Origin of the sequence: Paenibacillus sp. SORGH_AS_0306 (assembly GCF_030819345.1) — a bacterium.
Lineage (GTDB): Bacteria > Bacillota > Bacilli > Paenibacillales > Paenibacillaceae > Saccharibacillus > Saccharibacillus kyungheensis.
In genome coordinates, this window is the sequence record NZ_JAUTBP010000001.1 from 3,346,762 (window position 1) to 3,360,781 (window position 14,020).

Here is a 14,020-nt window from a genome sequence, read left to right on the forward strand (position 1 = left end):
CTGCAAGTGATTCTTTGGATTGATCATGTGATCGTAACGATTCAATATCTGTATACTTATTTCATGCGCAAATTTTGCGGCAAAATTAATTTTATAGTGCTCATTTGCTTCTGTCAATCATACCATCTTTATGTAAATAAGCAGAACAAGCGCGATAATCTCACTATTGTTCTGCTTCTGAACGTGATATCTTTAATTCATTTGCGATGCTAACTGATCTAGTGCGGCTTGTACATCTCCTTCACCTGCCAACGGAAGCTTGAGTGCTTGTTCCCCATAAGTCCAGACCAAATCCGTTTTCTTCGCGGTAAAAGGAGATACAATTCCAAATTGTTGAGCATCAATAAAAATCTGATTACCTGAACCTGCTTTGGCTAAATAAGCATCGGCGGCGGCTTTATTTGACGGAATCGAATACCCTTGCTGTGCCAGCGCTGTTTGTCCATCTGGCCCTGCTAACCATGCGGCCAAACGGTACGCCGCTTCTTCATGTTCGGTCATAGCGCTAACAGCTACACCTGCGGGCTGAACAACGGTTTTATTTTCTTTGAATTTAGGCAAATACGTAATACCGTAATCGGTCTTCGCTTCCTGGTAATTGGTTACATTCCAGCTTCCACCAGGGTTCATGGCTACTTTGCCTGTGGTAATCGCTAGGTTAACCTGTCCGCCCAATCCTTCAATTTGAGCAGGAGTGGTATTGATTTTTTTAGTTTTGGTTAGATCGATAAATGTATCTAAAACTTGCTTCGCTTCAGGTGTGTTCAGCGCTAATGTGCCGTCATCATTGATTAATTTAGCTCCATTGGACCACAATTCAGGTTCTAGAAACCAATCAATACTTGAACCGGGTGAGATCGACATCCCCCACTGGGCTATCTGATTACTATCGAATCCTGTTTCATCTGCTGTTTTCCCATTTTTATCGATCGTCATCTGGGTAGCAATTTGTGTAATCTCGTCCCATGTAGGTTCTAATACAGGCGGTTTGGCTCCTTTGGGATTGGTTTTGGGATCATTGAACAATGCTTTGTTGTAATACCAGACAATCACATTGGCATCGATCGGCAAAGAGACTTGTTTGCCCTCATATTGATGAAGCGCTAAGATACCGGGATCAATATTATTTAGATCAAAAGATTGACTGGTTAATAGCGGATCTAATTCTTTAAAAATACCAAGCTGTGCATACTTCTCAATATATGCATAACTTGTTTTCATCACATCAGGTAATTTACCGCCTGCGGCATTCGCGGTTAGCCCATCCCAATAACTGCTCCAATCTTTACCTTCTAATGTTACTTTGATATCGGGATTGGCTTTCATAAAAGTATCCAACAATTCCTGTGTGCGCTGTAATTCTTCTGCGGTTCCCCACTGCGCATACGTAATCTCAACCGGACTGTCTGCTGAACCTTCTTTGGTTCCAGAAGCTGAATTCGAACTGGAATTACCACGTCCACACCCTGCCAGTATCATACTCATCATCACCAACATGATCACACTACAGTACATCCATTTACTGTTGATTTTCATAATAAGCGCCCCTTTAATCAGATGATCGACCTTATCCTTTGGAACCTGTCAGTACAACCCCTTCGACAATATAACGTTGCGCGAAAAAATATAGAATCGCTATCGGAATAATACTGATAAAAGCACCTGCCGCCAGAGCGGGAAAATCCTGGCTGGTCTGTCCGATCAACAATTGCAAACCTACACTCAATGTGAATAACTGACTGTCTTTGATATACAAAAAAGGACCTAAAAAATCGAGCCACGAATTAACAAAAGCAAAAATAATCGTCGTGATAATAATCGGCTTGGACAAAGGCATAATTACGCGAAAATAAACCGTCCAACGATTGCCACCATCGAGATAAGTAGCTTCATCCAGTTCTTGCGGAATTGTTAAGAAAAATTGGCGGAACAAAAAAATATAATAGGCTCCTCCTAACCATGAAGGAACGATAAGCGGTAGCCAGGTATCAATCCACCCGAGCTTAGTAAATAATACGTACGAAGGAATCATCATTATTGAAGGAGGGATCATCAATGTCATTAACACTAATGGAAATAAACGTGAAGCGTAGTTTGTTTTGAAGCGGGCAAATCCATAGGCAACCAGTGAACTAGAAATCACAGCACCAATCACGACCAAGATCGATACGATTAATGAATTTTCTATCCATTGCAACATTAAAGGCTGAACAGCAAACAATCGCTCAAACGATTCAAATGTAATCGATTCTGGTAAAAGAGTTGGCGGCATTTTATACGTTTCAGCTTTTGTTTTCATCATGGTAGAAAGTAGCCAGATTAAAGGCCCTATAAATAGTAACAATGCGGTACATAACAATACATATTTCACAATCACACCTGCGACATAACGGGTTGATATCGTTCTCGTACTTCTCATTATTTCCCCTCCCTACTTATCCCCTTCGTAATACACAACACGATTCGAAATTTTCATCAATATCCATGTCACGATAGCAATCAGAATAAACAAAAAGATAGACTGGGACATCGCCATACTAAACTTGAGGTCGGTAAAGGTTGATTTGTAAATGCTATATACAAACGTATACGAAGCATAATTGGGTCCACCCCGGGATAATAATAAGGATTCGGTAAATAGCTGAAAGTTATACATAGTCTGAATAATCACAACAAATAAAATCGAAGGGCTAATCATCGGAAGAGTAATCGAAAAGAAACTGCGTACTTTACCTGCTCCATCGATTTCTACCGCTTCATACAGATGACGGGGTACATTTTTGAGGGCAGCTAGAAAGATGAGAACACCACTACCGGAAATCCATACTTGTAGCAAAATAATAACTGGTTTTATCGTATGCTCGCCGCCAAGCCAATCGATTTTGGAAATACCGATACTGCCAAGCGCAGCATTCAATATCCCAAATTCGGAGTTAAATACCAACCGCCAGATAATCACGGTCGCGACAATCGGTACCAATGTCGGCAAATAGTAAAAGGTACGGAATAGTGCTATGCCTTTGATATTCATATTCAGCAATAATGCTAACAACAACATACCAATCGTCACAACAGGAACGCCAAACACAACAAAATATAATGTATTAAACAAACTTTTGAGAAAAATAGAATCATTCGTCATCTCGACAAAATTATCCAGACCTACAAATTGATACGTGACGGCTCCCGGTAAACGAGCATCGGTGAAAGCATAAAAAACAGATGTTCCAAAAGGAATCAAGAAAAATGTAATAAAGCCGATGATCCATGGAGCAATAAAAAGAAAAAATAACAGGGTATCATACTTTCTGAGACCTTTCATTTGAGCCCCCCTTTCTTTTTATAGTTCGGCTAAATACACATACCGCTCTTCTACGATTGATTTCTCGGCTGCCAGCGCGACTAACAAAGCATTACGACCGATCTCCGCATTGGCAAATGGCTCAGTTCCTTCTATAATACATTTCAAAAAATCGATCCGTTGGGTCTGTCCACCGGTATGTCCACCCATAATCGAATCTGAAGTTACATCCATATCCAAATGTTCGCGTGTATAATCGGCTCCACCTGCAATATCGATCGTACGGTCGTTTTTGGCTACCATTTGCACACCATTTTCACCGATCAGTCCGATCTCTAATCCTTCATCCAGTAGATTTCTAGGTTGCAGATACATACACAATCCTAGATTCGCTTTACTGCCATTTTCATAATCAATCGTAATAAAAGCGTGATCTACGATCGAAGTCTGCTCTATACTTTTGACCGGATAATGACTATATGAATTATAAATCATATTTTCCTGTCCTTGTTTCAGTACATGCTGCCCACCTGAAGCAAATACACGTACAGGTGGAGAATCGATCATCCAGTTGAAGATATCAAAATGATGGCAATCTTTCTCTACAATCGCTCCACCCGATTTGGACTGATCATAAAACCAATCAGTCGGTGGAAAAGGATCACGAAACTCTTTGCACCACATTAATTTCACATCACCCAGACGTTCATTCGCTAATTCTTTTGCCATACGGCGATACAGATTCGAATAACGATAGACCAGCCCGATCTGCAACACTTTATTATGTTGAGCTGCCGCCGCAATAATAGCATCACAGTCTGCTAATGTATGAGCAACTGGCTTTTCCAAAAAAACATGTTTGCCTGCTTCTAAAAAAGCAACAGCTACTTCACGGTGCAAATAGTTAGGAATACTGATCACGACTGCATCCAGATCGTCCTTGTGCAACAATTCCCGATAATCTTGATAAATAACAGGTTGACTATTCGTTAATTCTTTTAACGTGCGTTCTACATTGGCTTCATGGGTATCACATATGTACAATACTTCGCAATCATCTAATCGATCGAATCCGATACAATGATGCGACCCCATATCGCCTACTCCAATAAATGCTAGTCTTATTTTCTCCATTTTCCCACACTCCATTATTTAATTTTGCGGCAAATTAAAATATAAATGATGTTAAATAAGCTAACTCAATACTAAGTATGACTTGATAGTAAAGTAGACATTGGCTTTTGTCAATCTATTTTATGCTTTTTCATGTTATATTTTGCCGCAATTTTAAGTTTAATTTCTTTTATTTTCTCTAAAATATCCAAATTTGAGGTTAAATTAGCTTGTATATGGAAAATAATTGACTTATAATGCTTATGTGATCTTACATAATACTTTTCTCAATTCTATTCATTTTAAATATTTGCCGCAAAAAAAACAAGTTTATTGCTTGTTTTCTAAAAGTCATGGGTAGATTAACTATTTAATACGTAAAGGAGGTGGTTGAACAGGGAGGAAGCCGATCTTCAGTCACGAATAAACCGTATAAATACGAAGGAGGATGACGATGCAATTATTAAAATGGAGTACGAAGCGTCTTACTTTAATGTGGATCGTGTTAGTGATGTTATGTACACTGTTTGCCCCTTCAACCATGATTCAACAAAGTCAGGCAGCAACAATTGGAGTAGATGGTAATGCAGCCGATTGGAGTAGTATTAACGCTTTGACAACTAATACAGGTACTGCTCAGAGTCTCAAAGTAACGCAGAATAGTACCAACTTGTACGCTCTTGTTCAAGGTGCTGGTCTGAGCACGGCTACAGGAAGCTTTTGGCTCAATACAGACAATAATACAGCTACAGGTTACCAAGCTTCTGGCTGGGGTGTCACCGGTATTGAATGGATGCTCGAAAATAATACGTTATATCGTTACACTGGAGATGGCACAAGTTGGAGTTGGAATGCAATCAGCACTTTACCTGCTTCTCAATTTGTACGTAATTCTTCCACTATTGAGACTTCTATTCCATTGTCCACCTTGCAATTAGCGGTCGGCAATACGATAAAAATTGGTTATATTGATAACAATTCAGCAACTAACCGTCTTCCTGCCGCTTCACTGATATTGCCTTCGTATACGATTGCTACAGATACACCATCAACAGGTACTACAACAGTGGTCACGCCTACAGAATTAGATAGCCCTCTTAATAATCCTTTTAAAGGTTGGTCTCCTTCTGCCAAATCGACTTCTTACCCGCAACAACACCGATTGGTATATGCAGGAGTCACATGGAAAGAATTAGAACCCACCAAAGGTAATTATGATTTCGCCGCGATCGAAGCGACTAACAATTTTGCATACTGGAAAAGTAAAGGCGTTAAAGTCGTATTCCGCCTTATTCTCGATAGCCCTTCTGGAAGTGCCCATCGCGATATTCCAGATTGGTTAGTCAATGATATTGTTGCTCAAGGTGAATCTGCTGGAGTAGCTTATAGTGATGCTACTGGAGGCATGGGCGCTGGTAACAATACAGGATTTTCTCCTAATTATAGTTCCACTTATTTGATTGCTCGCCATAAGCTAGCGATCGAAGCCATTGCTAATCGTTATAATACGAATGATCGTCCGGTCGCTTTTGTACAGATTGGATCGCTTGGACATTGGGGTGAATTCCATACATGGCCTTATGTTGGACCTAATGGAGAAACGAACTATACCGGCACATTCCCTGTTAATGCGATCTCTAACCAATATGTACAACATTATATTGATGCTTTTGCAGGCAAAGAAGATAAAATGCAATTAATGATTCGACGCAGTATTGCTCTTGCCAAAACCAATAATAAAGGGCTTGTCATGGGTATGTTTAACGATGTATTCGGAGATAAACCAAGCTTCGATGCCGATTGGGGCTGGTACACAGGAACGCAAAATGGCTACTGGGATGATATTGGTCAACAGCAACCTGCTCACAAAGATTTCTGGGAAACACGCATTTCGGGTGGTGAGTTCTATGGTGGTGCTTCGGGTATGAATGCAGCACTCACTACAGGTGCTGGATTTACTGAAACGTTGCGTCAGACGGAACTTAGTAAACCAAGCTGGCTCGGCCCTAACTCCCCTGCTTCTCTTGCTGTTGGAGGAACACTACAAGCCAATATCGATACGTTGAAAAAACGAATGGGTTATCATTTTGTCATCAAAGAAGTATCCCATCCGACTACACTTACAGGCACTTCTGTGGCTGTAACAGTCAAAGTCGAAAATAAAGGCGTACAGCATTTCCCTTTTGCATGGCCGTTGGAAATTCAATTGCGTAAAGGAGATACCGTTGTCGCCAAAAAAACCACAACAGCTAATCTAACCACATGGAAAACAGGATCGTATACAGTAACTGATTCGATTCCTGTCGCTAGCAGTCTTGCCGCAGGTACGTATGATATTGCAGTAGCGATTATCAATCCAGAGACCAATACACCGGGTGTCGATTTTGCCAATACAGGTAAATTGACAGATGGAGCTTTTAAAGTAAGCACGATTACAAAATAAGTATAGTGATAAAAGAAACACAATAACGAATAGATCTATTTTTGTTGTTTGTGTTTATAATTATCTCTCTTTTATGCTTTTCTTTATCTTTCTTTTTTAAGTATATCAATAGTTGAATACATGATGATTGTATAGAGCAGAACGATTCCAGAGTACGCTTTTGGAACCGTTCTGCTTTATTTTGTAGTTAAACTTTTCGCAATTGGAGCAAAACGTAGTAAAATAGAAACATACGCTTTTTGATGACTGGATATGATCCTATCGGATTCAAGCAATGATCTCTATTTCCTAAGGAGGATATACAATTATGAGTTATGCTACATATTTTCAAGAACATCGTGAACACCATTTAAATGAGTTAAAAGAATGGTTATCTATTCCTAGTATTTCTGCTATCTCAGAACATAAGCCAGATATGCTACGTGCGGCTGAATGGTTAGCAGAAACGTTGAAAAAAGCGGGTCTCGAACATGTAGAGATTCATCCAACTGCCGGTCATCCAATTGTTACAGCGGATTATTTGCATGCACCGGGTAAGCCAACGGTATTGGTCTATGGACATTATGATGTACAACCGGTCGATCCATTACACTTATGGGAGACGCCTCCGTTTGAACCTACGATTCGTGGTGACAAATTGTTCGCTCGTGGCGCAACCGATGATAAAGGTCAAATCTTTTTGCATATCAAAGCAGTAGAAGCGATTCTAAAGCAAGAAGGAACACTTCCGGTAAACGTGAAGTTTTGTATCGAAGGTGAAGAAGAAATTTCTAGTGCGAATCTGCCTGCATTTTTGGAAAGCAATAAAGACATGCTATCTGCGGATGCTGTATTGATCTCGGATACGGCTTTGATCGAAAAAGGAAAACCTGCGATCTGCACAGGATTGCGTGGACTATGCTCGCTTGAATTTACGATTCATACAGCTAATACCGATCTACACTCCGGTAGCTTCGGTGGTGGAGTTCCAAATGCACTTCACTCTATCGTAGAAATACTGAACTCTTTGCATGATAAACAAGGTCGTGTATTGGTTGATGGATTCTATGAAGGTGTATTGCCATTGTCGGATGAAATGCGCAATGAATTTGTAAAACAAGCTTTCGATGAGAAGAAATTGCAACAATCGTTAGCGCTAGAATCTCTTCATGGTGAAGAAGGTTATTCCTTTGTAGAACGTGTCGGCGCTCGTCCAACACTTGAGATCAATGGATTGTATGGTGGTTTTCAAGGCGAAGGAAGCAAAACAGTTATTCCAAAAGAAGCCAGTGCCAAAATCACTTGTCGTCTAGTCGCTAATCAAGATCCTGCTTATGTATTGGATCAAATTATTAAGCATCTAGAAGCAAATGTACCAACCGGCGCAACGATTGATATTAAACCAGGTGAAAAAGCTCGTGCTTTCAATATCGATCCTTCTGCCGAATTGTTGCAAAAAGCGGCTGACGCCTTCAAAACAGTATATGGAACACGTGCATTATTCACTAAAGATGGTGGTTCGATTCCAATCGTTGAAGCATTTTCTCGTCTAATTGCTCCTACTGTAGTATTGATGGGCTTCGGCTTACCTGACGAGAACCTGCATGCTCCTAATGAACATTTCAACTTGGAAAACTTTGATAAAGGCTTGCTTACGATTGTAGAATACTTGAACCAAATCTAAAATTGGCATAGCCGTGATATACAGAATAGCAATCTACTCTGTATATCAATAATGATCCAAATCAAACAGACTGCTTTCTAGATACCTATAGTTGGTATTGTAGAAAGCAGTCTGTTTTTAATAATTTGAAGATATTGCAAAAAGCTGGAACAATTGTTACTTATAAGGTGTAGTCTATTCCACCGTAGCTGTTACTGGTTGCGTTGTTCTCCATACCTTTATAGCGTTATGCAATCGTCCCATCGCTTCTTCTAATAAAGAACGTGAACATGCTACATTCATACGCATATACCCTTGACCTGTCGTACCAAACGCATTGCCATCATTCAGTGCAATCTTGGCTTGATCCAGTAAAAAAGAAACCAACTCTAATTGTTCCATCTGGAGCTTACTACAATCGATCCATAGTAAATAAGTTGCTTCTGGCAATCGCACCGATAATTCTGGTAAATGCTCCGCTATATACTGTTGTACATACTCCATATTGCGATACGTGTACTCCATACATTGCTGTAACCACTCTTGACCATGTGTATATGCTGCTTCTGTAGCGACCGCTCCAAACACATTAATTTGCCCGATCCCAAATTGATTGATTTTCAATGCAAATGCGTTCCGTAATTGTTCATTCGGGATAATAATGTTAGATGTGTTCAAGCCTGCAATATTAAATGTTTTGCTTGGCGCAGTACAAATAATACTCCGGTTTCTAGCAGATTCAGACAAGCTGGCATATGGAATATGAGAATGAGGTTCATGCACAAGATCACCATGAATTTCATCAGATACTACAATAATATTCCACTTCGCACAGAGACGTTCTAATTGCTCTAATTCGTTGCGTGTCCATACCCGTCCAATAGGATTATGCGGATTGCACAAAATCAACATTTTTACCTTCTCGTCTAGCACACTTTCTAAATGTTCGAAATCCATAAGATAATCTCCGTTAGGATCTTGGATCAACGGATTTTCGACCAATTCTCGTCCATGTCCTTTGACGACACTATAAAAAGGAGGATACACCGGTGTCTGTATAATCACTTTATCCCCGGGTTCTGCATAAGTCTCTACTGCAAAATTCAGCGCAGATACCACTCCTGGTGTAAATACGATCCAGTCCTGATCTATACTCCATTGATGCTTATGTTCCATCCAATTCACTATCGACTGATGATACTGATTGGTACGAACTGTATAACCAAGCACACCATGTTCCATCCGTTGCTGAATAGCTTCTTGTACAGGTAATGGCGCCGCAAAGTCCATATCTGCTACCCATAAAGGAATAACATCGTCTGTCCCAAAATGTTTACGAAGCGCATCCCACTTTTCTGAACTGGTTCCTATACGCGCAATTGTACGATCAAATGTTGACGTGTAATCCATTGCTGATTCCCCCCATAGCCCACTATCCGAATATTTTTATCTATTCATTATCTTTATCCCAGAATGAATTTAAGATATATTCATCATAGCATGTTTTGAAGGGTGTTCAAGTTATAATACTAATTCAAGTAATTCATCGACCGTTTCCAAATAGTAGTCTGCATCAGAACTACGCAAAGACTCTCCTACAGCCGCAACATTCATTTTGCCAGCTATCGCTGCTTCTACACCTGCTAGTGCATCTTCTACAACCAGACATTCTTCTGGAGCAATATCCAAGCGAGTTGCTGCTAATAAAAACACTTCAGGATCAGGCTTACTGCGCGTAATATCATTACCGTCTGCAATCGCATCAAATTCTTTATCCAGACCTATCTGCTTCAAAATTGTTGGCGTATTTTTGCTAGAAGAACCGATAGCAATTTTGATTTTATTTTTTTTCAATTCTTTCAATGTATGTTCAACCCCTGGTAATAGATCACTAGGGCTTAAATGGTGTAACGATTGGCGATAATACTCATTCTTTTTCTCTGCTAATGCTAATTTTTCTTTGTCTGTATACGTTTTGGTCGCACGTTGCAAAATAATATCCAGACTCTCCATCCGGCTCACTCCGCGCAACTGATGATTGATCGTTTCGTTAAAAGGGATACCTTCTTCTTCACTAATTTTACTCCAAGCTTCAAAATGATACTGATCCGTCGATACAATAACTCCATCTAAATCAAAAATAACTGCTTTAATCGTCATAATTATTTCCTCCTCGGGTATGTTCAATGCTTGATAATGTTTGATTAGCAAAACTAAGTATGTTCTTTATTAAACACGAAACACGAATACTAGACAAAGAACGGTAAATTATATTTGCAGATGAATTGGGAAAATGGATACTTCCGTGTGACGTCAATCTCAGATACGGGAGGCTGGTAAAGGTAATATCGCTACACAAACGGATCATTCTTCTGATCGCTGTTAAGAATAGATATCTTTGAAATCTGCTTGCGCAGAGGATATCTATTCTTAAAGGCGAACGCTCCGCTTCTCCAGAACGATTCCGTTTGCTCCGCTAGAGGTGTTTATCTACATTATGGTTGTATATCATTTCTTAGTTTGGCATATGCCAGCAAGCTTAATTTTCCTTATAAAATTAAGCAATAAGATTCCATTAATCTATTTTAAAAGCAAATAAATTTTGATCGTATTCTATCGTATTTGATCTATCAATTTAAGCTCATCAGAAATATTAGCAACTCCTAAGACCAAAAATAGCTTTCTTTCACCATATATGTTCTATCTATTCATCCTTCACCCATTCAAAATAAAATATACTATATTTTATTCCCTTATCCCCTTTTCTACCTCCCCCCTGATTGAAAATAAGCACCCTACCTAAACACCTGGCAAAGGTGCGCACCGAACCCAGCGGAGGTAAAGGAATCGTTCAGCAGAAGCGAAGCGTTCGCCTTTAAGATCGGATATAATCTGTTGAAAACAGAATACAATATATCCGATCTTAACAGCGATCGTATGAATGATCCTTTACCAGAGCGATATTCCCTCACAACCTTTTCCACTCCCCCAACCCTCATCTTATTTTCAATCCCCCTTGTATCCATTTACATAAAAATAAAGATTGACGCTCTTATCGTTCACCATTATGATAGATTAATAATTGAGAACGATTATCATTATTAAGGAGTGTCATTTTATGAAAGCACGTGTAACATTACCAGCAACAATTCTTTTATCTTCTGTACTGTTTACCGCTTGTGGTAATCAAGCGCCTACTAATACAACAGCAGCTCCAGCAACAACAGAAGCAACTACCACAGAGTCAACAACTGCTACACCATCTACCGAATCGACTACAGCCTCTACAGCTGATTTCAAAAATGAGACCGAACAGTATCGTACATATGCGATCGGTGAGATTGATTCATTTGTAACCGAAACAGAGAAATTTACAGCAGCAGTCAAAGCCGGCAAGTTGAAAGAAGCTCAAGCGCTTTATGCTCCAGCTCGTATGCATTATGAACGGATCGAACCGATTGCAGAAGCTTTGGGAAATCTTGATCCTGATATTGATGCACGTGCAGGCGATGTTGATGATAAAGACTGGCGTGGATTCCATAAGATCGAACAAGCACTTTGGGAAAAGAAAACAACAGACGGCATGAGCGAATATGCTGATCGTCTTCTACAAGATGCGCAATTGTTACGCGCTAAAGTGGAAACGGTTGACATTGATGCTAGTATGCTTGTGGTTGGAGCCGTAGAACTGCTGAATGAAGTCTCTTCTTCCAAAATTACAGGTGAAGAAGAACGCTACTCTCATACGGACTTGTATGATTTTGTCGCTAACGTAGAAGGTGCAGAAAAAATTTACGACATTCTCAAACCACGTTTGGCTGAAAAAGATGCTGATCTGGAAAAACAAATCGGTGAACGGTTTGAAGCGTTAAATAAAGAATTGGCTCCTTTTGCTACCAAAGACGGCGGTTATGTAACCTATGACAAACTGACTAAAGAAGATATTCGTACATTAAGTCAAAACCTTGATGCACTGGCTGAACCTTTGTCGCAGATGGGTACTATTTTAGGGGTGTAATCATAATGAGCAAAAAGAATTCATCCGAAGATCAACCAAAATCCACTTCAGTTCCATCTGAAGTGGATTCAACTTCTTCTACAGAAGTAAGTAACGAACCTCAAACTGGAGTATTCAAAAAGCCTGTTAGCCGTCGTGATATGTTGCGGTTAGCAGGCGCTTCTGGTGTTGGGCTTCTTTTGGGAAGTTCAGGCGCACTAGGTATCATGAAAGCTACCGGTCTCACCAAACAACCTGCGTCCGATACACCGGGTAGTGCTGAAAATGTAACAACTGGTATTACACATGGCGGGGATCAACATTCTTTTTATGGTACACATCAAGCGGGTATTGTTACGCCTAGTCAGAACTTTATGTGCTTTGCTTCGTTTGATGTGACTTTAAATGATGCCGCAGGCTTACGCCGACTATTTCAAGCTTGGACCAAAGCAAGTGCTTCACTTATGGCTGGCGAATTGTTAGATGGACAAAATGAAAATCCGAATCTTCCCCCTGCGGATACCGGTGAAGCGGCAGGGCTTTCTTCTTCCAACCTTACAATTACATTTGGTGCAGGCCCTGCTTTATTTGACCATCGATTTGGACTATCTGGCAAAAGACCAGCGAACTTTAAAGACCTGCCTGCTTTTAACGGAGACAATCTACAATCCGAATGGTGTGGCGGAGATCTAGCTGTACAAATCTGTGCTGATGATATGCAGGTCGCTTTTCACGCGATGCGTAATTTAATTCGAATTGCCCGCGGTTCGGCGGTGTTACGTTGGAGCCAAGAAGGATTCCAGCGCAGTAGTGCAGCTGATCCCAATCAAGCGACTCCAAGAAATCTGATGGGCTTCAAAGATGGCACCGCCAATCCAAGCGTCAAAGACAACTCAGTGATGAATGAAGTGGTCTGGGTGCAACCACAAGATGGTGCAGGCTGGATGACCAATGGTAGTTATATGGTCGTGCGCCGAATTCGAATGCGTATTGAAGTATGGGATCGTTCCAGTCTGGCAGATCAGGAAAATACATTTGGACGAGAACGAGTCAGTGGTGCTCCACTCGGTTCGCACAATGAATTTGATCGCGGAGATATGGAAGCGAAAGACACTTCAGGCAAGCCGGTGATTCCAATGAATGCCCATATGCGTGTCGCTCGCGGAGATGGTACTATGCAGATTTTGCGTCGTCCTTATTCATATTCAAGCGGGATGGATAAAGTTACCGGACAATTGGATGCTGGATTGTTTTTTATTAGTTATCAACGCAGTATCGAAAACCAATTTATTCCGATGCAACAACGGTTAGCACAGATCGATGCGTTGAATGAATATATTCAGCATATCGGAAGTGCTGTTTTCGCTTGTTTCCCGGGTGTACAGCAAGGCGGTTATATCGGCGACCAACTGGTGTGACGACTTGAGTAATTTGCCTATTTATTACACGTTATAAAGATATGTTTTTTTACAATAGTGATTTTTGAAATACAGTCTAATCAGTCTAATCGTTATTTATTTTGAT

The 14,020-nt window shown here is 40.3% G+C and carries 10 protein-coding genes; 4 read left to right on the forward strand and 6 right to left on the reverse strand.

Annotated elements, in window-relative coordinates; genetic code table 11:
• Positions 1-192 precede the first annotated feature (192 nt).
• Genes QE450_RS14550 through QE450_RS14565 form a run of 4 tightly spaced genes read right to left on the reverse strand, consistent with a single transcriptional unit; the run spans position 193 to position 4,435 of the window.
• On the reverse strand, positions 193-1,536 hold the full coding sequence (locus tag QE450_RS14550) for an ABC transporter substrate-binding protein (protein WP_307300067.1): 1,344 nt from the start codon (positions 1,534-1,536) through the stop codon (positions 193-195).
• A 31-nt stretch (positions 1,537-1,567) separates the two neighbouring features.
• On the reverse strand, positions 1,568-2,419 hold the full coding sequence (locus QE450_RS14555; RefSeq protein WP_274172005.1) for a carbohydrate ABC transporter permease: 852 nt from the start codon (positions 2,417-2,419) through the stop codon (positions 1,568-1,570).
• A gap of 12 nt (positions 2,420-2,431) precedes the next feature.
• The gene (locus QE450_RS14560) at positions 2,432-3,322 is read right to left on the reverse strand and encodes a carbohydrate ABC transporter permease (protein ID WP_307300069.1); all 891 of its coding nucleotides are present in this window, start codon (positions 3,320-3,322) and stop codon (positions 2,432-2,434) included.
• An 18-nt stretch (positions 3,323-3,340) separates the two neighbouring features.
• Positions 3,341-4,435 carry a Gfo/Idh/MocA family protein gene (locus QE450_RS14565; RefSeq protein ID WP_307300071.1) on the reverse strand — a complete coding sequence of 365 codons (1,095 nt, stop codon included), beginning with the start codon at positions 4,433-4,435 and terminating at the stop codon, positions 3,341-3,343.
• A gap of 433 nt (positions 4,436-4,868) precedes the next feature.
• Between QE450_RS14565 and QE450_RS14570 the strand changes: the two genes are divergently transcribed.
• A complete protein-coding gene (locus tag QE450_RS14570; RefSeq protein WP_307300073.1) occupies positions 4,869-6,857 on the forward strand; it encodes a DUF4832 domain-containing protein in 1,989 nt (662 codons plus the stop codon).
• A 307-nt stretch (positions 6,858-7,164) separates the two neighbouring features.
• Complete coding sequence (locus QE450_RS14575; RefSeq protein ID WP_273613417.1) at positions 7,165-8,520, forward strand: dipeptidase; 1,356 nt, start codon at positions 7,165-7,167, stop codon at positions 8,518-8,520.
• Positions 8,521-8,694: 174 nt separating this feature from the next.
• Here the strand turns inward: QE450_RS14575 and QE450_RS14580 are convergent, their stop codons facing one another.
• Positions 8,695-9,909 carry a MalY/PatB family protein gene (locus QE450_RS14580; protein ID WP_307300076.1) on the reverse strand — a complete coding sequence of 405 codons (1,215 nt, stop codon included), beginning with the start codon at positions 9,907-9,909 and terminating at the stop codon, positions 8,695-8,697.
• Positions 9,910-10,020: 111 nt separating this feature from the next.
• Positions 10,021-10,659, reverse strand: coding sequence for a beta-phosphoglucomutase (gene pgmB / locus QE450_RS14585; RefSeq protein WP_273613419.1), 639 nt, complete (start codon positions 10,657-10,659; stop codon positions 10,021-10,023).
• A 958-nt stretch (positions 10,660-11,617) separates the two neighbouring features.
• On the opposite strand from pgmB, the gene efeO reads away from it, so the two are divergent.
• Positions 11,618-12,517 (forward strand): iron uptake system protein EfeO, encoded by a 900-nt coding sequence (gene efeO / locus QE450_RS14590; protein WP_273613420.1) that lies wholly within the window; start codon positions 11,618-11,620, stop codon positions 12,515-12,517.
• Positions 12,518-12,522: 5 nt separating this feature from the next.
• Positions 12,523-13,914: an iron uptake transporter deferrochelatase/peroxidase subunit gene (gene efeB, locus QE450_RS14595; RefSeq protein WP_307300080.1), complete on the forward strand. Its 1,392-nt coding sequence runs from the start codon at positions 12,523-12,525 to the stop codon at positions 13,912-13,914.
• The last annotated feature ends 106 nt before the right edge of the window (positions 13,915-14,020 follow it).

Bases quoted from the DNA above. Each gene is read 5' to 3' on its own strand.
- QE450_RS14550 (WP_307300067.1), bottom strand. From the start codon at position 1,536: ATGAAAATCAACAGTAAATGGATGTACTGTAGTGTGATCATGTTGGTG.
- QE450_RS14555 (WP_274172005.1), bottom strand. From the start codon at position 2,419: ATGAGAAGTACGAGAACGATATCAACCCGTTATGTCGCAGGTGTGATT.
- QE450_RS14560 (WP_307300069.1), bottom strand. From the start codon at position 3,322: ATGAAAGGTCTCAGAAAGTATGATACCCTGTTATTTTTTCTTTTTATT.
- QE450_RS14565 (WP_307300071.1), bottom strand. From the start codon at position 4,435: ATGGAGAAAATAAGACTAGCATTTATTGGAGTAGGCGATATGGGGTCG.
- QE450_RS14570 (WP_307300073.1), top strand. From the start codon at position 4,869: ATGCAATTATTAAAATGGAGTACGAAGCGTCTTACTTTAATGTGGATC.
- QE450_RS14575 (WP_273613417.1), top strand. From the start codon at position 7,165: ATGAGTTATGCTACATATTTTCAAGAACATCGTGAACACCATTTAAAT.
- QE450_RS14580 (WP_307300076.1), bottom strand. From the start codon at position 9,909: ATGGATTACACGTCAACATTTGATCGTACAATTGCGCGTATAGGAACC.
- pgmB (WP_273613419.1), bottom strand. From the start codon at position 10,659: ATGACGATTAAAGCAGTTATTTTTGATTTAGATGGAGTTATTGTATCG.
- efeO (WP_273613420.1), top strand. From the start codon at position 11,618: ATGAAAGCACGTGTAACATTACCAGCAACAATTCTTTTATCTTCTGTA.
- efeB (WP_307300080.1), top strand. From the start codon at position 12,523: ATGAGCAAAAAGAATTCATCCGAAGATCAACCAAAATCCACTTCAGTT.